The sequence below is a fragment of the Mesorhizobium sp. B3-1-8 genome, assembly GCF_006439495.1.
Lineage (GTDB): Bacteria > Pseudomonadota > Alphaproteobacteria > Rhizobiales > Rhizobiaceae > Mesorhizobium.
This window is the reverse complement of record NZ_VFTK01000015.1, coordinates 32,144-55,396: the sequence shown is the minus strand read 5'-3', so window position 1 is coordinate 55,396 and position 23,253 is coordinate 32,144. Positions and strand designations below refer to the sequence as shown.

23 protein-coding genes are annotated in these 23,253 nt (G+C 64.1%); 7 read left to right on the top strand and 16 right to left on the bottom strand.

Translation table 11 applies throughout. The features are described 5' to 3' along the window. Window positions 1-107: 107 nt before the first annotated feature. The 5 genes from FJ424_RS15680 to FJ424_RS15660 form a co-directional block, all read right to left on the bottom strand. Complete coding sequence (locus tag FJ424_RS15680; RefSeq protein ID WP_140653744.1) at window positions 108-932, bottom strand: carbohydrate ABC transporter permease; 825 nt, start codon at window positions 930-932, stop codon at window positions 108-110. A 1-nt stretch (window position 933) separates the two neighbouring features. Further along, on the bottom strand, window positions 934-1,848 hold the full coding sequence (locus FJ424_RS15675; RefSeq protein ID WP_140653742.1) for a sugar ABC transporter permease: 915 nt from the start codon (window positions 1,846-1,848) through the stop codon (window positions 934-936). Window positions 1,849-1,871: 23 nt separating this feature from the next. Beyond that, window positions 1,872-3,128, bottom strand: coding sequence for an ABC transporter substrate-binding protein (locus tag FJ424_RS15670; protein WP_246677261.1), 1,257 nt, complete (start codon window positions 3,126-3,128; stop codon window positions 1,872-1,874). A 423-nt stretch (window positions 3,129-3,551) separates the two neighbouring features. Continuing rightward, complete coding sequence (locus FJ424_RS15665) at window positions 3,552-4,049, bottom strand: N-acetyltransferase (protein ID WP_140653740.1); 498 nt, start codon at window positions 4,047-4,049, stop codon at window positions 3,552-3,554. A gap of 39 nt (window positions 4,050-4,088) precedes the next feature. After that, window positions 4,089-5,066 (bottom strand): lytic transglycosylase domain-containing protein, encoded by a 978-nt coding sequence (locus FJ424_RS15660; RefSeq protein ID WP_140653739.1) that lies wholly within the window; start codon window positions 5,064-5,066, stop codon window positions 4,089-4,091. A gap of 165 nt (window positions 5,067-5,231) precedes the next feature. Between FJ424_RS15660 and FJ424_RS15655 the strand changes: the two genes are divergently transcribed. Then, window positions 5,232-5,801 (top strand): methylated-DNA--[protein]-cysteine S-methyltransferase, encoded by a 570-nt coding sequence (locus tag FJ424_RS15655; RefSeq protein ID WP_140653737.1) that lies wholly within the window; start codon window positions 5,232-5,234, stop codon window positions 5,799-5,801. A gap of 130 nt (window positions 5,802-5,931) precedes the next feature. On the opposite strand, the gene FJ424_RS15650 is transcribed toward FJ424_RS15655, so the two are convergent. After that, window positions 5,932-6,258 (bottom strand): hypothetical protein, encoded by a 327-nt coding sequence (locus tag FJ424_RS15650; protein ID WP_140653735.1) that lies wholly within the window; start codon window positions 6,256-6,258, stop codon window positions 5,932-5,934. Window positions 6,259-6,517: 259 nt separating this feature from the next. Here FJ424_RS15650 and FJ424_RS15645 point away from each other — a divergent pair, with 259 nt between their 5' ends. Further along, window positions 6,518-6,730: a cold-shock protein gene (locus FJ424_RS15645; RefSeq protein ID WP_027168154.1), complete on the top strand. Its 213-nt coding sequence runs from the start codon at window positions 6,518-6,520 to the stop codon at window positions 6,728-6,730. A gap of 482 nt (window positions 6,731-7,212) precedes the next feature. On the opposite strand, the gene FJ424_RS15640 is transcribed toward FJ424_RS15645, so the two are convergent. The 3 genes from FJ424_RS15640 to FJ424_RS15630 form a co-directional block, all read right to left on the bottom strand. Beyond that, complete coding sequence (locus FJ424_RS15640; protein WP_140653733.1) at window positions 7,213-7,821, bottom strand: glutathione S-transferase family protein; 609 nt, start codon at window positions 7,819-7,821, stop codon at window positions 7,213-7,215. Window positions 7,822-7,939: 118 nt separating this feature from the next. Beyond that, window positions 7,940-8,800, bottom strand: a complete 861-nt coding sequence (locus FJ424_RS15635) for an EAL domain-containing protein (protein ID WP_140653731.1) — start codon at window positions 8,798-8,800, stop codon at window positions 7,940-7,942. Beyond that, window positions 8,797-9,699 (bottom strand): EAL domain-containing protein, encoded by a 903-nt coding sequence (locus FJ424_RS15630; RefSeq protein ID WP_140653729.1) that lies wholly within the window; start codon window positions 9,697-9,699, stop codon window positions 8,797-8,799. Before FJ424_RS15630 ends, FJ424_RS15635 begins: the two co-directional genes overlap by 4 nt. Before the next feature lie 199 nt (window positions 9,700-9,898). Between FJ424_RS15630 and FJ424_RS15625 the strand changes: the two genes are divergently transcribed. Continuing rightward, the gene (locus FJ424_RS15625) at window positions 9,899-11,101 is read left to right on the top strand and encodes a pyridoxal phosphate-dependent aminotransferase (RefSeq protein ID WP_140653727.1); all 1,203 of its coding nucleotides are present in this window, start codon (window positions 9,899-9,901) and stop codon (window positions 11,099-11,101) included. Between the two features lie 56 nt (window positions 11,102-11,157). Here the strand turns inward: FJ424_RS15625 and FJ424_RS15620 are convergent, their stop codons facing one another. Beyond that, the gene (locus FJ424_RS15620) at window positions 11,158-11,553 is read right to left on the bottom strand and encodes a cupin domain-containing protein (protein ID WP_140653725.1); all 396 of its coding nucleotides are present in this window, start codon (window positions 11,551-11,553) and stop codon (window positions 11,158-11,160) included. A 410-nt stretch (window positions 11,554-11,963) separates the two neighbouring features. On the opposite strand from FJ424_RS15620, the gene FJ424_RS15615 reads away from it, so the two are divergent. The 3 genes from FJ424_RS15615 (at window position 11,964) to FJ424_RS15605 (ending at window position 16,941) form a co-directional block, all read left to right on the top strand. Further along, entirely contained in the window at window positions 11,964-13,493 is a 1,530-nt protein-coding gene (locus FJ424_RS15615) for a bifunctional diguanylate cyclase/phosphodiesterase (protein ID WP_140653723.1), read from the top strand. A 222-nt stretch (window positions 13,494-13,715) separates the two neighbouring features. Then, window positions 13,716-15,764, top strand: a complete 2,049-nt coding sequence (locus tag FJ424_RS15610; RefSeq protein WP_140653721.1) for an elongation factor G — start codon at window positions 13,716-13,718, stop codon at window positions 15,762-15,764. A 676-nt stretch (window positions 15,765-16,440) separates the two neighbouring features. After that, window positions 16,441-16,941, top strand: a complete 501-nt coding sequence (locus FJ424_RS15605) for an isoprenylcysteine carboxylmethyltransferase family protein (protein WP_140653719.1) — start codon at window positions 16,441-16,443, stop codon at window positions 16,939-16,941. Between the two features lie 18 nt (window positions 16,942-16,959). Here FJ424_RS15605 and FJ424_RS15600 read toward each other — a convergent pair whose 3' ends face one another. Together FJ424_RS15600 and trxB are read right to left on the bottom strand one after the other, a co-directional pair. Beyond that, complete coding sequence (locus FJ424_RS15600; protein WP_140640770.1) at window positions 16,960-17,856, bottom strand: LysR family transcriptional regulator; 897 nt, start codon at window positions 17,854-17,856, stop codon at window positions 16,960-16,962. A 72-nt stretch (window positions 17,857-17,928) separates the two neighbouring features. Then, complete coding sequence (gene trxB, locus FJ424_RS15595; RefSeq protein WP_140653717.1) at window positions 17,929-18,903, bottom strand: thioredoxin-disulfide reductase; 975 nt, start codon at window positions 18,901-18,903, stop codon at window positions 17,929-17,931. Window positions 18,904-19,178: 275 nt separating this feature from the next. On the opposite strand from trxB, the gene FJ424_RS15590 reads away from it, so the two are divergent. Beyond that, a complete protein-coding gene (locus tag FJ424_RS15590) occupies window positions 19,179-19,655 on the top strand; it encodes an Lrp/AsnC family transcriptional regulator (RefSeq protein WP_140640772.1) in 477 nt (158 codons plus the stop codon). A 69-nt stretch (window positions 19,656-19,724) separates the two neighbouring features. Here FJ424_RS15590 and FJ424_RS15585 read toward each other — a convergent pair whose 3' ends face one another. The 4 genes from FJ424_RS15585 to FJ424_RS15570 form a co-directional block, all read right to left on the bottom strand. After that, on the bottom strand, window positions 19,725-20,357 hold the full coding sequence (locus tag FJ424_RS15585; protein ID WP_140653715.1) for an HAD family hydrolase: 633 nt from the start codon (window positions 20,355-20,357) through the stop codon (window positions 19,725-19,727). Then, window positions 20,350-20,922, bottom strand: a complete 573-nt coding sequence (locus tag FJ424_RS15580; RefSeq protein ID WP_140653713.1) for an SIS domain-containing protein — start codon at window positions 20,920-20,922, stop codon at window positions 20,350-20,352. The genes FJ424_RS15585 and FJ424_RS15580 overlap by 8 nt, the downstream gene beginning before the upstream one ends. Before the next feature lie 7 nt (window positions 20,923-20,929). Next, window positions 20,930-22,414 (bottom strand): D-glycero-beta-D-manno-heptose-7-phosphate kinase, encoded by a 1,485-nt coding sequence (gene rfaE1 / locus FJ424_RS15575; RefSeq protein ID WP_140653712.1) that lies wholly within the window; start codon window positions 22,412-22,414, stop codon window positions 20,930-20,932. Between the two features lie 153 nt (window positions 22,415-22,567). Then, window positions 22,568-23,200, bottom strand: a complete 633-nt coding sequence (locus tag FJ424_RS15570; RefSeq protein WP_140653710.1) for a LysE family translocator — start codon at window positions 23,198-23,200, stop codon at window positions 22,568-22,570. Window positions 23,201-23,253: the final 53 nt, after the last annotated feature.

The window sequence follows — 23,253 nt, the reverse complement described above, 5'->3', positions numbered from 1 at the left end:
CAACGCGGCACCGGCGTCGGGGGTTGCGTGGAAAGAAGCCCCCACCGGCCCGCCGTCGGTCCTGCGTCGGCTGTTTCGCCCGCCAGGCGGCCTGAGACCGCGCCGCGTCAGCCCTTCACCCCACCGGCGGTGAGGCCGGACACGATGCGGCGCTGGAAGACCAGCACCAGCGCCACCAGCGGCACGGTGACGATCACCGAAGCGGCCATGATGTTGCCCCAGGGGATCTCGAACTGCGAGTTGCCGGAGAGCAGCGCGATCGCCACCGGCACGGTGCGCTGCGTGTTGGTTGAGGTGAAGGTGAGCGCGAACAGGAACTCGTTCCAGGCGCTGATGAAGGCGAGCAGCCCGGTGGTGGCGAGCGCCGGCCACATTAGCGGCAGGAAGATGCGCGTGAGAATGGTCCATGGCCCGGCGCCGTCGAGGATCGCCGCTTCTTCGATCTCGACCGGCAGGTCGCGCACGAAAGTGGTCAGCACCCAGACGGTGAACGGCAAGGTGAAGATCATGTATGACAGGATGAGCGCCAAGAGCGAATTGTAGAGGTGCAGCGCCCGGATGATCTCGAACAGCCCGGCCAGTGCCGCGACCTGCGGAAACATTGAGACCGACAGGATGGCGAGCATCAGCGCCGAGCGCCCGCGGAAGCGTATGCGCGCCAGCGCGTAGGCCGCGGTGACGCCGAGAAACAGCGAGATCGCGACGACCGCGCCGGAGACGATCAGCGAATTGACGAGATTGCGCAGGAAAGGGCCTTCGCTCAGCACGTTGCGGTAATTGGCAAGACTGAACGATTTCGGCCACAGGCCAGCCTGGAACAGTTCGGTTCCCGATTTCAGGCTGGTGACGATCGCGTAGTAGAACGGAAACACCGCGACGAAGACGATCGCCAGAAGCAGCAGGTAGAAGCCGGCGCGCTTCAGCAACCTCATGTCAGCGGCCTCCGTCCAGGCTCAGCCGGCCGATCCGGATATAGGCGATGGTGAGCAGGCCGATGATCAGGAAAAGCAGCGTCGAGGCGGCGGAGCCATAGGCGAACTTGTCGAACTCGAACAGGTTCTCGCGCGCGAAGATCGACATCGACTTGGTCTGCACGTTGTTGGGCGTCAGCACATAGATCAGGTCGAAGATGCGCAGCGCGTCGAGCGCGCGGAAGATCACCGCCACCATCACCGCCGGGCGGATGAGCGGCAAGGTCACCCGCCAGAAGATCTGCCAAGGGCTGGCGCCGTCGAGCCTGGCCACCTCGAGGATCTCGCGCGGCAGCATCTGCAGGGCCGCCAGGATCAGCAGCGCCATGAACGGCGTCGTCTTCCAGATGTCGACGATCAGCACGGCGATCATCGCTGTGTCGGCGCTGGCGGTCCAGGCGATCTTGGCGTGGATCAGGCCGAGATAGAGAAGCGCGGCATTGATGATGCCGAACTGGTCGTTGAGCATCCACTGCCACATCTTGGCCGAGACGATGGTCGGGATCGCCCAGGGAATGAGGATCGCCGCCCGCACGATCCCACGTCCCGGGAATTCGGCGTTGAGCGCAACCGCCACGATCATGCCCAGCACCGTCTCGCAGGCCACCGACACCACGGCGAAGCGTACCGTGTTCCACACCGCGCGCCACCAGACCGGATCGACGAGCAGCCCGTCATAGAGCAGGCGGCCGCTCGGCAGACGCAGCACCGAAAAGTAATTGTCGAAGCCGATCCATTGGCGCGCGTCCAGGTCGGCCAGTGAAGCATCGGTGAAGCTGTAATAGACCGTGCGCAGGAACGGCCAGCCAGCGACGGCGGCGAGCACCAATAGCATCGGCGCGAGAAACAGCCAGGCCGTGCGCACGCGTTGGCGCATCAGCGGCGATCGCCTTGCCGCACTCACCAGCCCTTGCCTTTCAGCCTGGTCAGCCTCGCCGCGAGATCGGCCAGATTGTCGGCGGCGGTGCCTTGGCCGGAGATCGTGTCGTGCACGGCAGTCCAGAACTGGCTGGATGCCTCGTTGTACTTGATCCTGGCGGTTGCCGAGGGACGCGGCCGGGCATCGAGGAAGATCGGTTTCCAGCGCGGCACGATCGGCTGCTGCCTGGCGATGTCGGGGTCGTCATAGAGCGCCGGGATGGTCGGCAGGTTGGATGTTTTGAGCGTCCGGTATTTCTGCATCTCGCGCGACGCGATGAACTTGACCAGCTCGATCGCCTCACCTGGATGTTTCGAATATCTGGAGACGGCAAGGTTCCAGCCACCCAGCGTGGCGACCGGCCGTCCGCCTTCGCCGGCCGGCAGCGGCGCCACGTCGAACTTGCCCTTGATCGGCGAATTCTCGCTGTTGCCGAGCGCATAGGCATAGGGCCAGTTGCGCATGAAGACGGCATTGCCGGTCTGCCAGACCCCGCGCGTTTCTTCCTCCTGATAGGCGAGCACGCCCGGCGGCGCGATGGTGCCGATCCAGCCCTTGACCATGTCGAGCGCCGCGGCCGCTTTTGGATTGTCGATGGAGATCGTGCCGTCCGGCTCGATGATCCCGCCACCGCCATTCGACATCACCCATTCGAGCGCGTTGCAAGTCAGCCCCTCATAGGCGTTGCCCTGGAAGACGAAGCCCCAGATGTCCTTGTTGCCGGCTGCCCGCTCCTTGTTCATCACAAGCTTCGCGGTATCGGCGAGCTCCTTCCAGGTGGTCGGCACCTTGGCACCGTATTTGTCGAGCAGATCCTTGCGGTAGTAGAGCGCCGGCGCATCGGTGAAGATCGGCAGGGCGACCAGCCTGCCGTTGACCGTCTGCGACTTGACAATCGACGGGAAATGCTCACCCACCACATCCCTGGTCGCCTCGGTCAGGTCGAGCAGCTGGCTGGCAAGCTGCGGCGCCCAGATCACGTCGGTCTGGTAGACGTCGATATCGCTGCTGCCGGCGGCGAGCCAGAGCCGGTATTGGCCGAACTGGTCGGTGGTCGAAGGCGGGATGACGACGATGTCGACCTTGTTGCCGCTCTTTTTCTCGTAACGGTCGAGTATCTTGCGCAGCACCTTGATGCCGTTGCCGGTGTCGCCCGACACGATCGACAGCTCCACGGCTCGCGCTTGAACGGCGCCGAGCATGATGCCGGCGGCCAGGAATGCCAAAGCAAGTTTCACGGGATTGCGGACCTCCCTGCGCGACCGGCGACGCGCAGGTCGCGGCTCATCAAGGCCCCTGCGTTGAATGCGCGACGCCGCTTAGGGTTCCCGCGCTTATGCGCGCCGACCGGGCCGGCGGGTCGGTGAAGCCGATCCCGGTTGGCCCGACCGTGTTGCTGGCCCGCTCCGTCCACCTCGCTTCACGCAAAGCGGACGGGCTCCGAAACCCCCGCCCCGGAGCCCGCCTGGGAGTGGCTGACGCATGCCGGCACAGCCTCCTCCGACGCCTTGCCCGCGTCGATCCGCCGATCGGCCGCCCGGCACGACGACGAATTAGCATGCCCTAACGTCAGCCTATGTGAAGCCGTTCACAATGCTCGCGCGCAGGTGATTGCAACGCCGCGCCGGGAGCCTCCAATCCGGCCCGCCGCGCCTTGGGCGTCAGCCTTCCCAGCCGACCGGGATCATGCCGAGCCGTTCGTAGAGCCGGAAGGCCGTGGTGTTCTTCACACTATTGGTCTTGAGATCGACATGCGTCGCCCCGCGCTCGCGAAACGTCAGGAACACCTGCCGCATCAGCGCCTCGCCGAGGCCCTGCCGTCTCGATTCCGGATGGACGGCGAGGTCCTTGACGAAACCGGACGTCCAGCAAAGCGCCGCGCCCGCCAGCAGGCCCTTGGCGTCGATCGCCAGGAAACAGAGAGCGGGATCGAACTCCGCATCGCCGGCAATGCGCGGCCACCATTCGTCGAACGGCCCGTCGGCGCCGTCGTCGAACACCTCTTCCAGCAGCGCGTGCAAAGCCTGCGCATCCCGGTGCTCGAACGCGCGCATGACGAAACCTTCCGGCCAGTGCGGCGCGGTAAGCGTATCGTCGAACAGCTTGCGCAGGCGGATGTCGTTGGCAGCCGGCGGGCGAGGCGTTGTGTTTTCATGCATGGCGCTGTCTCGAACGCCGCGCGCGACCTGACCCTCGGCTCAGGCGTCGGGTTGCAGGCGGCGGCGCTTGCGGTCGACGCCAAGGCCCGTCGCCTCGAGCAGGCCCTTGCGCTTGGCGTCGTAATAATAGCCGGTCTGGTAGAGCATGTCGGCCCGCTTGGCGTTGCCGCCCGAAACCAGCCAGGCGCCGCGCAGATATTTCACCGCGTATTTGAGATTGGTCTCGGCGTCGAATAGGCCGGTCGCCGGTCCGTCATAGCCCATGCCGCGCGCCGTCGCGTGCTTGATCTGCATCAGTCCCCAATGGCCATGGTTGTAGGCTTTCGGGTTGAAGGTGCTTTCACGATTGACGACATGGCGCACCAGGTCGATCGGCACCTCATAGATCGCGGAATATTTCTCGATCAGCCGTTCGATCTCGCCGCGCGGGCCGCTGGCGTGCTGCTCGGGTTGGCCGGGTGCCGCAAGCAGCGCCGGATTTTCCGGCAACACATAGGCGACCTGCTGGACGCCGGGCATCGGGGCGACTTTCGCCGACCGGCCGGTGACCGGCATGGCAACGCCCGCGGTCGTATAGACCGCCGCTCGGCTGATGGATCCCGGGCCGGTCGGCGAGCCACCGGCGGTCAGCACCGGCGGCGGCGGAAACTGGCCGACGAGCGGCGTCGAACCAGCGAAAGCCGCCGGCTGCGCCAAGGCTACTCCGGACTGGGGCGCACCGGGCTGGGCAGGTGGCGGCAACAGCGCGCTTTGCGTCGCGGGCGAGCCTGGCGTGGTTGCCGCCGCAACGGCATCGCCGGTCAGCGCCGCGGTCTGCACCTGCGCGAGGCCGGAAGGTTCTGGCAGCACGGCCACCGTTTCAGGCAGCGCGAGGGTCGGGGTGTCGTCCGCGGCGGCAGGTGTCGAGGCTTCCGCAAGCGCGGGCGCGGTCTTCATCTGCGAGGTCGAGGTGCAACCGCTCAGACCAGCAGCGGCAACGAGCACGCCGATCGCGGTGAATATGATTTTAGCGGGCAAGCCGTGCGGATCCGGTTTGTCGGTTGTTAAGGAGTCCTTACACCAGCGATTCACACCCGGCAATCGGGGCCACCCGGCGGTTTTCGGGTGGCGACAACAGGGCGGAAGTGCCATATTGTTCTGGATATGTACTCGTTTTTCGCTGTTTTGCGGAAGGAATACGTCATGAAACCCACATCCCAGATCACGGCCGGCCACGCAGTGTTAGAAACAGTGATCGGCTTCATGGGCGTCGCCTGGAGCGAGAAGGGCCTGATCCGGCTTTGCCTGCCGCAACGCAGCCGCGAAGCTGTCGAGCGCCGGCTGCTTCGCCACCCCGGCGTCTCAGCCTCGACAGACCAGCCGTCCTGGGTGGTCGATCTGATCGCCTCGATCAAGGCCTATGCGGCCGGTGAGGACGTCGACTTCTCCGGCGTGCCGGTCGATCTCGACGGCGTCGACGATTTCCGCCTCGCCATTTATGACGCGGCGCGCAAGCTCCGCTTCGGCGAGACCACCACCTATGGTGAACTGGCCAAGCGCGCCGGCCATGCCGGCCTTCCGCGCGAAACGGGCGCGGCGCTTGGCGCCAACCCGGTGCCGCTGGTCATTCCGTGCCACCGCATCCTGGCGGCCGGCGGTAAGATCGGCGGCTTCTCCGCGCCGGGCGGCTCGGCCACCAAGGAAAAGATGCTGGCCATGGAAGGCGTGCGCGTCGGCCCGCCGCCGGCCGTGCAGGCCTCGTTCGGGTTCTGAGAACACAGAGCAATTCCAGGAAAAATGCATAGCGGTTGGGCTCGGCGGCTGCGCCGTGGCGTTCCGTCCGGAATTGCGTCAGACAAAGAAGATAGAGCGGTTCGGCGTTTCCGTGAAACGCCGAACCGCTCTAGTCTTGCAGGAACCGGCGGCGGAAGCGCCGGTCGAAATCCGGACGCTTGCAGACATAGACCATGCAGGACCTGATGTCGGCGCTCGGCACGTAGGCGCGCGCCCTCACTTCGCCCGCGTTGCAGAAGCGCTCGTCGCGCACGTAGCGGTCGTAAAGCGGCAGCCCCGGCACGCGCGTCGACTGGTAGCGCAGGATGACGGCGCCCTGTCTGGCGATCGTCGCCTGCACCCGGTCGCAGCTCATGCGCGTCGGATCGTAGCGCGACACCGCCTGCGCCTCGGCGGCCAGCAGCAGGAAGCAGGCGGCAAGCAAAACGGTCTTCATGGTTCCTCTCCATGGAACGGCAAGCATCTCATCCCTCCACAACGCGCGGCCGCTGTCAAAACTTCCATGCAACCGCGAGCAGCGCGCCTGCAACCCGTCTTGTATTCCTTCGCAAACTGTCCTATATGCGGGCCATTGAATTTGGCCGATCGATCGGGCCTCGCGATCCCTCGCGTTTGCTGACGTCTCCAAAATTTCGATACCACCGGCCGGACTTCGGGTCTGGTCAAACGAAAGCAAATGTGGAAGGGCATTTTACATGGCAACTGGTACGGTCAAGTGGTTCAACGCCACCAAGGGCTACGGCTTCATCCAGCCTGACAATGGCGGCGCGGACGTTTTCGTCCACATCTCCGCTGTCGAGCGCGCTGGCATGACCAGCCTCGCCGAAGGCCAGAAAATCAACTTCGAGATCGAGCAGGACCGCCGCACCGGCAAGTCCGCTGCTGGGTCTCTTAGCAAGGCAGCCTGATTTGGCTTAAGCATTTTGCAGCCAAGCGGAATCGCTTGGCGTTGCAGAAATGCGGCTAAGCAAAGGCGCGCGCCGGACGAAGGTTCGGGGCGCGCGGCAAGTCACGGATGTACTGACGGTCGCGCGAGAAGCGCGCCGGAGCGAAAAGACCCGACAAGCTGGAACAGCAGATAGCTGCCAGCCCGGACCAGACGCTCCCGATCAGGCTACCGGCAGAGGAAGGCGGGCATTGCCCGCCTTTTTTGTTGTCCGGATTTTGGCGATTGGCCTCCTTCTCCCCGTTCACGGGGAGAAGTGCCCGGCAGGGCGATGAGGGGCAGCGCGACGGATCGGGAATAGCGTTGTTCGCTCCGCCCCTCCAGATCGCAAATTAACGTCAAAAGCTGGCGCCGCCCCTCATCTGGCTGCCGCCATCTTCTTTCCGTATAGTGTCGGGGAGAAGGACGCTCCCGCCAAAGTTTTAGCCAATCGCCGGCGCTGCCTTAAGGCACCCACTCGATCGGCACATGCCCCTTGTCCGCCTCGACCCGCTTCAGCCAGGCGGCGACCGCCGGATAGGCGTCGAGCTGGAAGCCGCCCATTCCGGCGGTGTGGGTGTAGGCGTATAAAGCAATGTCGGCGACGCTATAGGCGTTGCCGGCGAAAAATTCGTTCCGCTCCAGATGCTGGTTCATCACGCCGAGCGCCTTGTTGCCGCGCTCCAGCGTCTGCGCCAATCGTTCCGCCGTCGCGTCCTTCGCCCGCTCCGGAAAAGTCAAAAGCGCCTTGCGCACCGCGATATAGGGCTCATGGCTGTATTGCTCGAAGAACAGCCATTGGTAGGCCAGAGCGCGTTCATACTTGTCGGCGGGCAGGAAGCGTGTGCCTTCGCCAAGATAAAGTAGGATGGCATTGCTCTCGGCGATGCGCCTGCCGTCGTCGAGCTCGAGCATCGGCACCATCGCATTCGGATTCTTGGCGACATAGTCTGGCTTTCGCGTCTCGCCGGTATGCGAGCTCACCTCGACCCGGGTGAAGGGGATGCCGAGCTTCGCCATCAACAGCCGCGGCTTGTAGCAATTGCCGCTGTCGGCCATGTCGTAAAGGATCATGCCTCTTGCCCTCTCGAGTCTTGCCGGAAGGCTCTAGCGCGCGGGGTTGGGTCTCATCCAGTGATTTGTTTTTGAGAAGAACCATCAGCGATGCTGATGCGTCTTTTTGTGGTCGGCATCAGCGATGCTGATGCAGGGGCACGACCTTGTTGCCGGCGCCGAGCAGGGCGTCGACGGAAAGCGGTTCTTCCTTGAAGATCGTGCCGGCGAGCGCCGGACGGGCGAGATGGAAACCCTGCAAAAGGTCGACCCCGCCCTCGAGCGCGACGCGCAAATGCTGTGCGTTCTCGATGCCTTCGACCAGCACTTTGGCGCCGCGCTCGTGCAGCGTCGCCACCAACGGCCGGAAGAAGCGTTCAGCGGCGGCATGGCGGCAGAGCTCGCCAAACCAGGCGCCGTCGATCTTAACGATGTCGGGTGCAAGCAGATCGATGCGCGCCTCGGTCGAATGCCCCGTGCCGAAATCGTCGATGGCGATGCGGATGCCATCGCGCCGCATTTCGCGCACCAGGCTGGCAAGAACCTGGTCGTCGGCTGCCTGCTCGGTGATCTCGCAGACCAGCAGGCTGGGCTCAAGCTCCAGATCGTCGAGATGCCTGGTCATCAGCCGGATCTCGGCGAGCGCCCGTCCGAGATGGTCGTTGATGGTCGGATTATAGTTGAAGAACAGCGTCAATCCCTCGACGCCGATGTTGCGATAATTGCCGAGATGCAGCATCCGGCACATCGTTTCGACAAACAGAAGGTCGGGCGCGGGAATGCCGCCGAAGAAGACCGAAGAGGCTACCGGCTGCGCGACGCGGCGCGGCTCGATCAGCCCCTCGACGGCGACGGCTCTGAGCACCCTGCCCTCCGGCGCGAAAATCGGCTGATAGGCGCTCCACAGCCGGAACTCGCCATAAACGCCGAACTGGAGGCCGATCTCGTCGGCGAAGATCGCCTCGGCGACGTTGCGCCGCCTGTCTGGTTGTCCGCTCATGGCGTGACCTTGCGCCCGAATACCCTTGCCGGCCGTCCGTGCGGCGTTGGAGCCGCCGGGCTTGCGGCGGCCGATGCCTTGCTGTCTCCGGTCGAAGGCTGCTGCGTGCCCTTGCTGAAAACGCCAAAGCTGGTGGGGGCAAGTTCCGGCCGGGCAAGCACATAGCCCTGCACCATGGAGGCGCCAGACCTCTCGGCAAGCTCCAGCTGCCAGCCTTCCTCAATGCCCTCGAAGACGGTGCGGATGCCCTGGTTCTCGAAGCTCTGCACCATCGCCGTCAGCAAGGCAAAGCCCGCGCCGGACTCCATCAGATGGGTGATCCAATGCGCGTCGAACTTGACGATGTCTGGTTTGAGTTCCTTGATCCGGTTGATGTCGGATTCATCGGCGCCATAGTCGTCCACCGCGATGCGGAAGCCGTTGGCCCTCAACGCCTCGACAAAATCGTAGAGCGTTTCCTGCGAGGCCGATTTCTGCTCGGTGACCTCGCAGACGATACGGCGCGGATCGATGCCGGCTTCGTGCAGCACCAGCCGCATGTCGCGCAGGGCCTTGTCGGCGATGCTGCGATCCGTGAAGACCGACGGATCGAAATTGACGAAGATGGACGCCTCTTGTGGCAGGCAGGCGCCGGCGTTCAGAAGATGCAGAGTGCGCGTCAGCGCCTCGATATGCAGCCGGTCGGCCGCCGGGCAGGTACCGAAAAATGTCCCCGGCGACTGCGGCTCGCCGTCGCGGAACGGCCGGATCAGCCCCTCGAAAGCGGCGACCGAAAGCTTGCCCTCCTTGAAGGCGAAGATCGGCTGGAACGCGCTCTGCAGCGTATAGATGCCCCAGACACCGGTCGAGGTGCCGTCATCATGACGGATGAGGTGGGCAAGCCCGATGCTGCGCGACAAGGTTTCTCGCTCCGCGAACAGGCGCAATCCGATCTGCGATCCTGCCAGCCAAGGGTTTACCGGCCGTTGATGAATTTAGCGTTGCCGCTCACGCCTCCTTGACCTCTGGCTCATCGCACAATGCTTGCGCTCCGCGCCACGATGCGACATGAGAGGCGCCGCGGCCGCTCCTGGCCGCTTTCCTAGGAGACATTTTGTCATGGCCTTTCTCGCCGACGCCCTTTCCCGCGTTAAGCCTTCCGCGACCATCGCGGTGACGCAGAAAGCGCGCGAGCTGAAAAATGCCGGCCGTGACGTGATCGGCCTCGGCGCCGGCGAGCCGGATTTCGATACGCCCGACAACATCAAGAACGCGGCGATCGAGGCGATCCGCCGCGGCGAGACCAAATATCCGCCGGTTTCCGGCATCGTGCCGCTGCGCGAGGCGATCGCCAGGAAGTTCAAGCGCGAGAACAACCTCGACTACCGGCCGGAGCAGACCATCGTCGGCACCGGCGGCAAGCAGATCCTGTTCAACGCCTTCATGGCGACGCTGAACCCCGGCGACGAAGTCGTCATCCCGCGGCCCTACTGGGTGAGCTATCCCGAAATGGTGGCGATCTGCGGCGGCACGTCGGTGTTCGCCGACACCTCGATCGACAACGGCTTCAAGCTCACACCGCAAGTGCTGGAAAAGGCGATCACGCCGAAGACCAAATGGCTGTTGATGAATTCGCCGTCGAACCCCTCGGGCGCCGCCTACACGGAGGCCGAGCTCAGGGCGCTGGCCGACGTGCTGCTCAAGCATCCGCATGTCTGGACGCTGACCGACGACATGTATGAGCACCTGACCTATGGCGACTTCGTCTTCAAGACCATCGCCGAGGTCGAGCCGAACCTCTATGAGCGCACGCTGGCCATGAACGGCGTGTCGAAAGCCTATGCCATGACCGGCTGGCGCATCGGCTATGCCGCCGGCCCGGTGCCGCTCGTCAAGGCGATGGACATGATCCAGGGCCAGCAGACGTCGGGCGCCTGCACCATCGCGCAATGGGCTTCCGTCGAGGCGCTCGACGGGCCGCAGGATTTCATCGCCAAGAACAAGGCGATCTTCCAGGGCCGGCGCGACCTAGTCGTCTCTATGCTCAATCAGGCGCGCGGCATCTCCTGCCCGTCGCCGGAAGGCGCCTTCTATGTCTACCCGTCCTGCGCCCAGCTGATCGGCAAGAAGACCAAGACGGGCAAGGTCATCGACACCGACGAAGCCTTCTGTTCCGAACTGTTGGAGGCCGAAGGCGTCGCGGTGGTGTTCGGCTCGGCCTTTGGGCTGGGGCCGAACTTCCGCATCTCCTACGCCACCTCGGACGCGCTGCTGGAAGAAGCCTGCACGCGCATCCAGCGCTTTACCGCGTCGCTGACCTGATCGACGCCACGTTGTCACATTGGAGAACCCGGCTTCGGCCGGGTTTTTTGTTGGCCTTAGCCGCCATATTGCTCCGGCGTGACCGCTTCCAGCCAGTCGGCATGGACGCCGTCCAGCGCCTCCTGCATGGCGATATGGGCCATGGCGGTTTTCGCCCCGGCGCCATGCCAGTGCTTTTCGCCCGGCGCGAAGGAAATGACATCCCCTGCCCTGATCTCTTCGATCGGTCCGCCCCAGGTCTGGGCAAGCCCGGCGCCGGAGGTGACATAGAGCGTCTGTCCGAGCGGGTGCGTGTGCCAATGCGTGCGTGCGCCGGGCTCGAAGCTGACCAGCGTCGCCCTGAGCCTTGCCGGCGCCTCCTTCTCGACGATTGGCGTCTGCAACACGCGCCCGGTAAAGTATTTGTCCGGCGCGATGACTGTCGGCACTGAGCCGCACGCAATGATCTTCATCGTCCAATCCTTCTCGAATAATGCTTCGCTGGAGTAATTCCAGGAAAAGTGTGAGCGGTTAAGTTCGGCGCCTTCGCCGTAACCTTCCGTCCGGAATTGCGTAAAAACAAAGAGATGGAGCGTTTCGCCGTTTCCGCGAGACGGGTGAACCGCTCCTGCCTCGTCTTGCGAAGCAGTTTCATCCCGATGCGCTGTTGACGCAACCGGCCTTTTCAGCCGCCTGACGACCGCGTCGAGGCCCGCGATAGAGGCTCGTTAGCCGGTCAACAAACTGTCATAAATCGTTGCTTTTTAACCATAAAACGCCACCGCTCAATCCGGCGCTGATTAATGCCGCGGAACGGTCGCCGAACTCAGTGTTTGTTAACGGCTGAAGCCCTAGCCATGTCGCGTGCTGTGGGGGCGCGGACATGAGTATCTTGGCGACAATCAAGGATCACAGCGGCCGTATCTATCGCGGCATCCAGGCTTTGCTCGTGATGAGCATCGCCGCCACCTGGCTTGCGGCTTTCGCGCTGACGGAGAACGCCTCCCGCGCAGGCGCGCTGGTGGTATCGGTGGCATCGACCTTAATGGCGCTTCTGGTGTTGATGTATATGCGCGCGAGCGTCGTCCAGCGCCTGCAATCGGCGGCGGATGCCGAGGCCGAGAAGCATCGCTTTCTCACCGTCGATGCCATGACCGGGGCCATGACCCGGCGCTATTTCATCGAAGCGCTGGGCGACTGGTTGGGTGGCTTGCGCAACCGTCGCCAGGCAAGCCTGCTTTTGATCGACCTCGATCATTTCAAGCAGCTCAACGACACGTTCGGCCATCAGTTCGGCGATCTGGCGCTGGCGCACCTGGTCGCGGAAGCCCAGCGCATCTTCGAGGACGGCGTCATCGGCCGGCTCGGCGGCGACGAGTTCGGCATCATGGTTCCGCATGGCGACGTCGCCATTATCAACAAGGACGCGCGCCGGCTGCTGGACGCGATGCGTGCCGGCAAGAGGCATGAAGGCAAGATCATTCCCCTGTCGATCTCGGTGGGCGTCGCGCTCGCGCCGTTGCATGCTTCGAACGGCGCTGAATTGATGCTGCTGGCCGATCTCGCGCTCTACGAAAGCAAGGCCGCCGGTCGCGGCCGCATCACTGTTTTCGATGAGGAGATGCTGTCGGATAAGCGTTATCGCCGGCTGGTGGAACGCGAACTGCGCGCCGCGGTCTATCTCGGCGAGCTGGAGCTGCACTATCAGCCGATCGTCAATCCCGACGGCTCGGTCGACGCGCTGGAAGGCTTGATCCGCTGGCGTCACCCGGTGCGCGGTTTGATCTCGCCGGCGGAATTCATCCCGATCGCCGAGCGCTCGACGCTGATCGACATGATCGGCGAGTGGGTCTTCAAGCGCGCCTGTGCCGATGTCGGGCATTTTCCCGGACGGCGTATCTCGATCAACGTCTCGGGCGAGCAGTTGAAGCGCGACGAGATCGTGACGATGTGCAACCGGATCCTGCGCGAAACCGGCCGGTCCGCATCGCAGTTCATCATCGAGATCACCGAGACGGTGGCGACGGCCGCGACGCCCGAGGTTCTGAGGCGCCTGGAGGCGCTGCGCGGCCTCGGCTTCCACATTGCGCTGGACGACTTCGGCACCGGCCATTGCGGCTTCAACTATCTGAAGTCGCTGCCCATCGACAGCGTCAAGATCGACCGCTCCTACATCCGCAGCCTCGCCCATGACCAGGTGGCGCAGATCTTCGTTTCCGCACTTGCCCAGATCGCCCGCATCCAGGACATTGCCATCGTCGCGGAAGGCGTCGAAACCGCGGAGGAATTCGCCCTCGCCAGGACCGCCGGCTGCAGCCGTTTCCAGGGCTATTTCTTCGGCAAGCCCGCGCCGCGCGACAAGGCAAGCGCGTTGTGTGCAGCCGCCCGCGAACCGCTCGCCCTCACGGCCTGACATAGGAAATGGTGGCCTGACGACTCCAAGCCGGCGAACATCCTATTTTTCTTGCCCTCCCGGCGAACCCGTGTGACGATGGCTTTGGGAAGGGGTGGATAAACCCCGCCCGCGACGGCCGAACAGGCCGGCCGCCGCTCTGCATAGGGTGCGATCGGACGCAAAACCGGTTTCCACTTTTGCTGATCGCTCTCTTGGGAAACGCCTGAGTGGAGGTCAGCCATGGGTACTCGCGCCGGAGGACGACGCACGGGACCGAAATGCATCGCCATAATCGGTCCCTTCGCAAGCGGTAAGACGACACTTCTCGAAGCCATACTCGCCCGCACGGGCGCCATTCCCCGCCAGTCACCAGTTTCGTCGGGCAACACTGTTTCCGATCATTCGCCCGAGGCCCGCGCTCACGCCATGAGCGTCGAGGCGACCTTCGCCACCACCGATTTCATGGGCGAGCAGATCACCTTCGTCGACTGCCCCGGCTCCATCGAATTCGCCTTCGAGGCCGAACCCGTGCTTGCCGCTTGCGACCTCGCTGTCGTCGTCGCCGAGGCCGACGAGAAGAAGATCCCGGCACTCCAGCTCATCATGCGCAAGCTCGACGATCTCGCCATTCCGCGCATCCTGTTCCTCAACAAGGTCGACAAGGCGATCATGGGCGTGCGCGACACGCTGAAGATGCTGCAGCCGGCAAGTTCTGTGCCGCTGCTGCTGCGCCAGATTCCGGTGCGCAAGGACGGTGTCGTCATCGGCTCGATCGATCTGGCGTTGGAACGCGCCTACATCTACCGCGAATATGCCGAGAGCCAGGTCGCCGACATCGCGAACGACGACAAGGCGCGCGAGCTGGAGGCGCGGTTCTCCATGCTGGAGACGCTTGCCGACCATGACGATCACCTGATGGAGCAGTTGCTGGAGGAGATCGAGCCGCCGAAGGATGCGATCTTCGATGATCTCTCGGCCGACCTGCGCGCCGGCGCGGTGACGCCGGTGCTGATCGGCACGGCCGAGAAGGGCAATGGCGTGCTGCGCCTGTTGAAGGCCATTCGCCACGACGCGCCCGATGTCGAGGCAACCAGGAAGCGCCTTGGCGCGCCGGACGGCCAGACGGTGGTGCAGGTGATGAAGACCATCCACACTGCGCATGGCGGCAAGCTTTCGGTGTCGCGCGTGCTTTCCGGCCAATTGGCCGACGCGGCCGAGCTCTTCCTTTCCAACGGCGACACGGCGAAGGTTTCCGGCATCTACAAGATGCTCGGCAAGGACCAGACGAAGCTGACATCCGCCAAGGCGGGCGACACGGTCGCGCTCGGCAAGCTCGACGACGTCAAGACCGGCCAGACGCTGAGTTCGGCCAAGGGCGGCATCCGGCCATTGGTCACGCTGGAACCGCCGCAGCCTGTCTTCGCCTTCGCGCTTCGCCCCAAGGAGCGCAAGGACGAGGTCAAAATGTCCGCGGCGATCCAGCGGCTTGCCGAGGAGGATCCATCGCTCAGCCTGCGCCACAACCAGGATTCCGCCGAAACCGTCCTGTCGGGCCACGGCGAAATGCATCTGCGCGTGGTTCGCGAGCGCCTCGAGGGCAAGAACCAGATCCCGATCGAGGGTCATGCCCCGGCGGTGCCTTACCGGGAGACGATCCGCAAAGCAGCGCAGCAGCGCGGCCGCCACAAGAAGCAGTCCGGCGGCCACGGCCAGTTCGGCGACGTGGTGATCGAGATCAAGCCGCTGCCGCGCGGATCCGGCTTCCAGTTCTCCGACACCATCACCGGTGGCGTGGTGCCGAAAACCTACATTCAGTCGGTGGAGACCGGCATCCGCGACTACCTGAAGACAGGCCCGCTCGGCTTCCCGGTTGTCGACGTCGCCGTCAACCTGTCGGACGGCTCCTACCATGCCGTGGACTCCTCCGACATGGCCTTCCAGATGGCGGCGAAGCTCGCGATGAAGGAAGGCATGACCGCCTGTTCGCCGGTCCTGCTGGAGCCGGTGATGAAGGTCGAGATCGTCACGCCTTCGGACGCGACCTCGAAGATCATCGCGCTGATCCCGCAGCGGCGCGGCCAGATCCTCGGCTATGATGCAAGGCCCGACTGGCCCGGCTGGGACGTCGTCGAGGCGACCATGCCGCAGGCCGAGATCGGTGACCTGATCATCGAGCTGCGCTCGGCGACCGCCGGCGTCGCCAGCTACAAGGCCGCTTTCGACCACATGGCCGAGCTCACCGGCCGGCTCGCCGACGAGGCAATGAACGCCAACGGCAAAGCCGCCTGAGCAGGTCGCAGACTTCTGTTGAAGATATGAAAACGGCGTCCGGATGATCCGGACGCCGTTCCTATTGAGGACCGTTTTCCTGGGAGGCAACGGCTGGTCCGCCGCATCCGGAAAAATGGTTCGGACGCGGTGCTTGCCTGAGCCCGGTCTTCCGAGTGATGCCCCCATCTCCCGAACCGACCAACCGCGTCCTATCCTCTACTTAAACCATAGAGTTCGTCCGCGACATGTTACCCGATGTTACATGTCACTGTTACGTGGTGGATCCAGTCGTTTTTTTCCCGGCTCGAAGGCACGCGGGCAACAAAAAAGCCGGATCAATAAAGATCCGGCTGAGTTGATTGGAAGTGCCGATTAGGGCTAACCTCCAGAGGGGAACACTCGAGGGCGCTAATGGGAGGAGAACGCGCCCTGGAGATGACACTATATATGTGCTCATCATGCCCAAGAAACAAGCATCTATTTTGCAACACACGCATGCAAAAAGACGCAGGCTGTGGTCCAACCTATTCCTGGAACCCATAGGACCAGAAAAATCGCCGATTCCGGTGCGTTTCCGGCCCTAAGGCGACTGCTTAAATGCAAAATCGAGCTGATTTTGCTCGGAAATATGCGAATCGGCGAAATGATGTCGATTTCGGCAAGCCGAGTTTATTTTTACGGCAGGAGACCGACGATGCGAATTTTTTCGGCAATCGCCGGCAGCGCGCTGTTCCTTGTCGTTGCGCCCGGCGTCGTCGCCGGCCTGGCGCCATGGCTCTTGACCGACCGCTATCGCAAACCTCTGTCGGCTCTGCCGGGCTTCGTGCCTGCGGGCTCGCTTCTCGTGGTCGGAGCCGCCGCCATCCTGCTTCATGCCTTTGCCCATTTTGCCCTCGAGGGCCTGGGCACGCCCGCTCCCGTGGCGCCGACCGAGAAACTGGTCGTCGGCGGCATCTACCGCCATGTGCGCAACCCCATGTACGTGGCCGTCCTGGCGATCATCCTTGGTCAGGCGCTGATCTTTTCGAGCTGGGCGGTGCTGGTCTACGGCCTGATCGCCGCCGCGGCGATGGTCTCGTTCGTCAAGGTCTACGAAGAGCCGACGCTCGCCAACCGCTATGGCGCGGAATACGAAACTTACCGCCGCGCCGTCCCCGGCTGGCTGCCACGGCTGACGCCGTGGCGCGGGCAGTAGTTTCTAGGCCGGGCGCTTTTAGTAAGACCAGCTACGGGCCTTGGCGATGATGAAATCGCGAAAAACGTGCAGCTTCGCCTGGTTCTTCATCGCGTCGGGATAGGCGAAATAGGTATCGAAGGACGGCACCTCGGTCTCAGGCAGCAACTGCACCAGGTTCGAGTCCTTATTGATCACATAGTCCGGCAGCATGGCGATGCCGGCGCCGCCCTGCACGGCCCGCTTGATCGACAGGATGTCGTTGATCTGCAGCGTCGGCACCCGCTGCGCGCCCTCGAAATCGCCGACAGTCTCCAGCCAGTTCAGCTCCGACAGATGCGAAGGCACCGGCACGCCGAAGGTGACAATGCGGTGGTTTCTGAGCTCGGCGATCGAGGCCGGCCTGCTGAACTTGGCGATATAGGACGGCGCCGCGTAAAGGTGGAAATGCACCGTGAACAGCCGGCGCTGGATGAGGTCGGGCTGCTGCGGCTGGCGCAGCCGGATCGCGCAATCGGCCTGGCGCATGGTGAGGTCGAGCTCCTCATTGGCGAGGATCAGCTGCAGGCTGATCTCGGGATAGAGCTCGATGAATTCCTGCACCCGTTCGGTCAGCCAGCCGGCCCCCAAGCCCACCGTGGTCGTTACCCTGAGCACGCCCGACGGCCGGTCCTTGGTCTCGGTCAGCCGCGTCTTGATCGTCTCCAGCTTCATCAGCACGTCATGCGCCGTGCGGAACAGCATCTCGCCCTGCTCGGTCAGCACCAGGCCGCGCGCATGGCGGTGGAACAGCGCGACGCCGACATCATGCTCCAGCGCGCTGACCTGCCGCGAAATAGCCGATTGCGACAGATGCAGCGTCTCCGCGGCATGGGTGAACGACCCAGCCTCCGCCGCTGCGTGAAATACGCGTAATTTGTCCCAGTCCAGCGCCATGATTCCCCTCGCGTTGCCTTCGGCGTCTGAATGAAAAATCAGGCTTTTAAACGGCTTCTTTCAGCCGATCTGTCATTCCGCCGCTTCGCGGTGAACCTCGATGCCCGCCAGATATTTTTCCGCCTCGAGCGCCGCCATGCAGCCAAGCCCGGCCGCCGTCACCGCCTGGCGGTACACGTCGTCGGTGACGTCGCCGGCGGCGAAGACGCCGGGCACATCGGTGCGGGTGGAATCGGGCGCCGTCCACAGATAGCCGTTCGGCTTCTGCTTCAGCTTGCCGGCGAAGAGTTCCACCGCCGGCGCATGGCCGATGGCGACGAACACGCCGTCGACCGGCAGCTTCGATTCCTGGCCGGTCACCACGTTGCGCAGCGTCAGGCCCTCGACCGAGGGCGGCAGCGGCGCCTTGCCCGGCCGTCCGGTGATCTCGTCGATGACCGTGTCCCAGATGACGCGGACATTGTCCTTCTTGAGCAGCCGCTCGCGCAGGATGCGCTCGGCGCGGAAATCGCTGCGCCGGTGGATGACGGTGACGCTCCTGGCGAGGTTCGACAGATAGAGCGCCTCCTCGACCGCGGAATTGCCGCCGCCCACCACCGCGACGTCCTTGCCGCGATAGAAGAAGCCGTCGCAGGTGGCGCAGGCCGAAACGCCGAAGCCCATGAAGGTCTGCTCCGACAGGATGCCCAGCCACTTGGCCTGCGCGCCGGTGGCGATGATCAAGGCGTCCGCCGTGTAGACCGTGCCGGAGTCGCCTGTGGCGCGAAACGGCCGCACATTGAGGTCGACCTCGGTGATGATGTCGTTGATGATGTCGGTGCCGACATGCTCGGCCTGCTTGAGCATCTGCTCCATCAGCCAGGGGCCCTGGATCGGATCGGCGAAGCCGGGATAGTTCTCGACGTCGGTAGTGATCATCAATTGGCCGCCCTGCTGCAGGCCGGCGACCAGCATCGGCTTCAGCATGGCGCGCGCGGCGTAGACCGCCGCCGTGTAGCCGGCCGGGCCGGAACCGATGATAAGAACGGGCGCATGTTTGGTGTTCATGAAAGTCCCCTGCGGCGCGCAGCCGTGGTTGTCGCGCGTAATGTAAGTGTTGCCCGTGGGACCAGCAAGGCAGGTTGGCTTTCGTCCCCGGAAAGCTTCATCCCCTGCATATCGGGCCATATCGCCGCCCGTCACCGATGCATGTCGTCCAGAGATATGCGCGGCTCTGGGATCACGGCATGCCTCAAAACAGGGAGAAAATCATCGCAAAGCTATGGCCTCCGGCGCGAAACCAAATTACAAAATTGCGAAAGATTCTTGCGCGAAAGCCCTTCATGCCGCTGAAAGCCGATCTCGACGCCATCGACTGGAAGATCCTGCGCGAGTTGCAGGGCGACGGCCGCATGACCAATGTCGAACTGTCCAACCGGGTCGGTATCTCGGCGCCGCCCTGCCTGCGCCGCGTCAGGCGGCTGGAAGAGGCCGGCATCATCCGCGGCTACCGCGCGCTTCTCAACGCCCCGGCACTGGGCATGGATGTCGTCGCCTTCTGCCTGATCGGTCTGCATCATCAGGCCGATGCCGAACTGAAAGCCTTCGCCGAGCGCACGCGCGGCTGGCCGATCGTGCGCGACGCCTGGATGGTGTCGGGCGAATCCGACTTCCTGCTGCATTGCGTGGCAAGCGACCTCGGCACCTTCCAGACCTTCGTCATCGAGGAGCTGGCTTCGGCGCCTAATGTGGACACCGTGCGCACCGCCTTGACCATCCGTCGCGTCAAGGATGAGGGCCTGGTGGCTTTTCCGACTTAATGTGCCGGCTTCCGGAAATTCACCTGCAAAAACAAGCGGTTTAGCTCGGGGCTTTGAATCAAACCGCGATCAGAGCGACCGTATCGCGGTAAGCAGCGCCTCAAGGTCATGAGCGCCGCGCAACGGCAAAACCGAGAGCCCGTCCATCGTCGAGCCTTCGCCGTCGACCAGCCAGCCACGCGCAAGGCCGGCGCGCTGGCCGGCTTCCATATCGGCCGGCTTGTCGCCGACGATCAGCGATCGCTTGAGATCGAGGCCGAGCCGCCGGCCCGCCTCCAGCAGCATGCCCGGATTGGGCTTGCGCATCGGATGGTCGGCAACCGCTAGCGGATCCTTGCCGGCGTCGTGGTAGGCGCAGGCAAGAACCATGTCGACAAACGCGTTTTGTTCAGCCATGAGGCCGAGCACGCGCTCGTTGACCCTGGCGAACGCATCCCAGCCGAAATAGCCGCGTGCGATGCCGGACTGGTTGGTGACGACAACGACCGGAATCCCGCGCCGGTTCGCGGCCTCGATGGCAAGTATGATATCGTCGCGCAGCTCTACATCGGCCGGATTGTCGGGATAGCCAGTATCGACATTGATGGTGCCGTCACGGTCGAGAAACAGCGCCGGTCGGCCGGCCGCAAAGACCTTGCTACCAATCCGCTCCACCCATAGGCCGGGCTCGACGAGCGGAAAGGCGGACTCGCCCTCAGCCATTGCTGAGACGCGCTTCGACCGCCTCGCACAGATGATGATAGAGGCACAAATGCCCCTGCTGGATGATCGGCGTCGAGGTCGACGGCACGTTGAGCAGGATGTCGGTCAGCGGCCTGAGCTTGCCGCCGGTCTCGCCGGTCAGGCTGATCACCGTCATGCCCATCGCCCTCGCCTGCTCGGCCGCGGCAAGGATGCTCGGCGAATTGCCGCTGGTCGAGATGGCCAGCAGCACCGCGCCTTCCGAACCATGCGCCTCGACCTGGCGCGAGAAGACGGTGTCGAAGCCGTAGTCGTTGCCCCAAGCCGTCAGCACCGCGGCGTTGGCCGGCAGCGCGATGACGTTATAGGCCTTGCGTTCCTTCAGGAAGCGGCCGACCAGCTCGCCGGCGATGTGGATGGCGTCGCTCGCCGAGCCGCCATTGCCGCAGATCAGCAGCGCCTTGCCTTGCGACAGCGCCTTGACGACGGTCGCGACGGCGCGCTCCATTTCCGCGGTGAGGTCGCGCTCGACCATCGCTGAGATCGCCGCCGCGGAGCGGACAAGATAATCGTTCAAGTCAGACATGAGATCCTCAGTTTGCGGCACGCAGCTTGCCGATCGTGTTCGTCGTGCTCTTGCCGGCGACGAGATCGACCAGCACCACGCGCCCGCCCGCCTTCTGCACGACATCGGCGCCGACCACGGTCTCGACCGTGTAATCCGCGCCCTTGACCAGGATGTCCGGCAACAGCGCCTCGATCAGCTTCAGCGGCGTGTCTTCCTCGAAGACGACGACGGCATCGACCGACGCGAGCGCGGCCAGCACGCAGGCGCGGTCATGCTGGTTGTTGACCGGGCGCCCCGGCCCTTTCAGCCGGTGCACCGAGGCGTCGCTGTTGAGGCCGAGCACCAGCCGGTCGCACTGGCTGCGCGCGGCATGCAGCAGGCTGACATGGCCGGCATGCAGGATATCGAAACAGCCATTGGTGAAGCCGACGGTCAGCCCCTCTTCCTTCCAGGCTGCCACCATCCTGGCCGCCGCATTGGCGTCAAGAATGGCATCGGTATGAGACGTCGGCCCATGCGAGCGGAACAACGCGCCGGACAGTTCCTCGACGTTCAGCCGCGCCGTGCCGCGTTTTCCCACCACGACGCCGCCGGCGGCATTGGCGATGACGGCGGCATGCACCCGGTCGGCGCCGGCGGCGAGTGACAGCGCGAAACTGGCGATGACCGTGTCACCTGCGCCGGAAACGTCGAACACCTCGCGCGCCTGGGTGGAGATGTGGCGGGCATCCTCGGCGGAGACCACGCTCATGCCCTTCTCGCTGCGCGTGGCGACGATGAACTCGAAATCATGCGCGGCAATCAAGTCGCGCGCCGCGGCTACGATCTCGTCGTCGCCGAACACCTTGCGTCCGGCCGCCTCGCCAAGCTCCTCGCGGTTCGGCGTCACTGCCGTAGCACCTGCATAGCGCGCGTAATCGCGCCCCTTCGGATCGACCAGCACCGGCTTGCCGGCATCGCGGCAGATCGCGATCAGCTCGCCGGCGACGCCGTCGAGCAGGATGCCCTTGCCGTAATCGGAGAGGATGACGATGTCGGCGCGGCCAAGCGCGGCCTGGAAGTGATCGATAAGCTTCGCCCGCTCGGCGGAAGTGAGCGGTTTGATCTCTTCCTCGTCGAAACGCAGCACCTGCTGGTTGAGCGCGCTGAAGCGGCTTTTCGACGAGGTCATGCGGTCCTGGCGCTGCAGGAGCCCATCGGTGTCGACGCCGATGTCGCCCAGCATGCGCATCAGATTGTTACCCGCCTGGTCGGCGCCGATCACCGACACGGGTATGGCGGCAGCACCCAGCGAAACGATGTTGGAGACGACATTGCCGGCGCCGCCCATGTTGAGCGACTCGCCCTTACCATGCAGCACGGGGATGGGGGCTTCCGGCGAGATACGCTCGATCACGCCGCTGACGAAGCGGTCGAGGATGAAATCGCCCACCACTAGCACGGTGACGTCGCCGAACCGGGCGATGGTGCGATGCAAAGGTTCCGGAGAAGGCGGATTGTGCTTGATCATCTCACTCGAGGTCTGCCTGAAGACGGCCGGACTTGATTAGGTTTCAGCGCCGGAATTGTGGCGTGGGCTACTCAAGGCGATGCCGATATACCGCAATTCGGGCGAGCGCAACGGCAGGCCCGACGCGGACCCAAGCCGGAGATGGCTGCGCAATCAGCTCTTCTGCAGGGCGACATGAACGCCGAGCCCGACGAGCACGGCGCCGCCCGCCCGCTGCATCAGGCGCTGCGCTCGGCCCGAGCGCCGCAGCCGGGCGATCATCGCGCCGGCCAGGAACACGCAGGCGATGTCGGCCGAGGAAAACATCAGATTGACGATGGTTCCCAGCACCACGAACTGCAGCCAGACCGGCAACGCCGCCGAAGCGTCGATGAACTGCGGCAGGAACGCCATGAAGAAGATCGCCGTCTTGGGATTGAGCACCTCGACGGTGATGCTCTCGAAAAAGGCCCGGCGGGCCGATTTCCGCTCGATCGCGGGCAGCGCCGTCTCGCCATCCGCGCGCTTGCGGAAGAGACAAACGCCGAGCCAGATCAGATAGAGCGCGCCGATGAGCTTGACCGCCATGTAGAGCGGCGGCACGGCGTGGAACAGCACGGACAGGCCAGCGGCGGCAGCGAAGACATGGAAATAGCCGCCGAGATGGATGCCCAGCGCCGCCGTCAACCCCGACCAGCGCCCGCGCGCCATGGTCTGCGCCGCGGTGTAGAGCATAGCGGGGCCCGGGATATAGGCGAAAATCGCGGTCGTGGCGAAAAACGCGATGAGCAGCTCTGTCGACGGCATTCTTGGTTCCCTCATGGTACTGCGGGTAGCGAATGCCTACTGAAGCGGGAGCT

Coding starts and splice junctions, on each gene's coding strand:
- FJ424_RS15680 (WP_140653744.1), bottom strand. CDS start 932: ATGAGGTTGCTGAAGCGCGCCGGCTTCTACCTGCTGCTTCTGGCGATC.
- FJ424_RS15675 (WP_140653742.1), bottom strand. CDS start 1,848: ATGCGCCAACGCGTGCGCACGGCCTGGCTGTTTCTCGCGCCGATGCTA.
- FJ424_RS15665 (WP_140653740.1), bottom strand. CDS start 4,049: ATGCATGAAAACACAACGCCTCGCCCGCCGGCTGCCAACGACATCCGC.
- FJ424_RS15655 (WP_140653737.1), top strand. CDS start 5,232: ATGAAACCCACATCCCAGATCACGGCCGGCCACGCAGTGTTAGAAACA.
- FJ424_RS15650 (WP_140653735.1), bottom strand. CDS start 6,258: ATGAAGACCGTTTTGCTTGCCGCCTGCTTCCTGCTGCTGGCCGCCGAG.
- FJ424_RS15645 (WP_027168154.1), top strand. CDS start 6,518: ATGGCAACTGGTACGGTCAAGTGGTTCAACGCCACCAAGGGCTACGGC.
- FJ424_RS15640 (WP_140653733.1), bottom strand. CDS start 7,821: ATGATCCTTTACGACATGGCCGACAGCGGCAATTGCTACAAGCCGCGG.
- FJ424_RS15635 (WP_140653731.1), bottom strand. CDS start 8,800: ATGAGCGGACAACCAGACAGGCGGCGCAACGTCGCCGAGGCGATCTTC.
- FJ424_RS15625 (WP_140653727.1), top strand. CDS start 9,899: ATGGCCTTTCTCGCCGACGCCCTTTCCCGCGTTAAGCCTTCCGCGACC.
- FJ424_RS15620 (WP_140653725.1), bottom strand. CDS start 11,553: ATGAAGATCATTGCGTGCGGCTCAGTGCCGACAGTCATCGCGCCGGAC.
- FJ424_RS15615 (WP_140653723.1), top strand. CDS start 11,964: ATGAGTATCTTGGCGACAATCAAGGATCACAGCGGCCGTATCTATCGC.
- FJ424_RS15610 (WP_140653721.1), top strand. CDS start 13,716: ATGGGTACTCGCGCCGGAGGACGACGCACGGGACCGAAATGCATCGCC.
- FJ424_RS15605 (WP_140653719.1), top strand. CDS start 16,441: ATGCGAATTTTTTCGGCAATCGCCGGCAGCGCGCTGTTCCTTGTCGTT.
- FJ424_RS15600 (WP_140640770.1), bottom strand. CDS start 17,856: ATGGCGCTGGACTGGGACAAATTACGCGTATTTCACGCAGCGGCGGAG.
- trxB (WP_140653717.1), bottom strand. CDS start 18,903: ATGAACACCAAACATGCGCCCGTTCTTATCATCGGTTCCGGCCCGGCC.
- FJ424_RS15590 (WP_140640772.1), top strand. CDS start 19,179: ATGCCGCTGAAAGCCGATCTCGACGCCATCGACTGGAAGATCCTGCGC.
- FJ424_RS15585 (WP_140653715.1), bottom strand. CDS start 20,357: ATGGCTGAGGGCGAGTCCGCCTTTCCGCTCGTCGAGCCCGGCCTATGG.
- FJ424_RS15580 (WP_140653713.1), bottom strand. CDS start 20,922: ATGTCTGACTTGAACGATTATCTTGTCCGCTCCGCGGCGGCGATCTCA.
- rfaE1 (WP_140653712.1), bottom strand. CDS start 22,414: ATGATCAAGCACAATCCGCCTTCTCCGGAACCTTTGCATCGCACCATC.
- FJ424_RS15570 (WP_140653710.1), bottom strand. CDS start 23,200: ATGCCGTCGACAGAGCTGCTCATCGCGTTTTTCGCCACGACCGCGATT.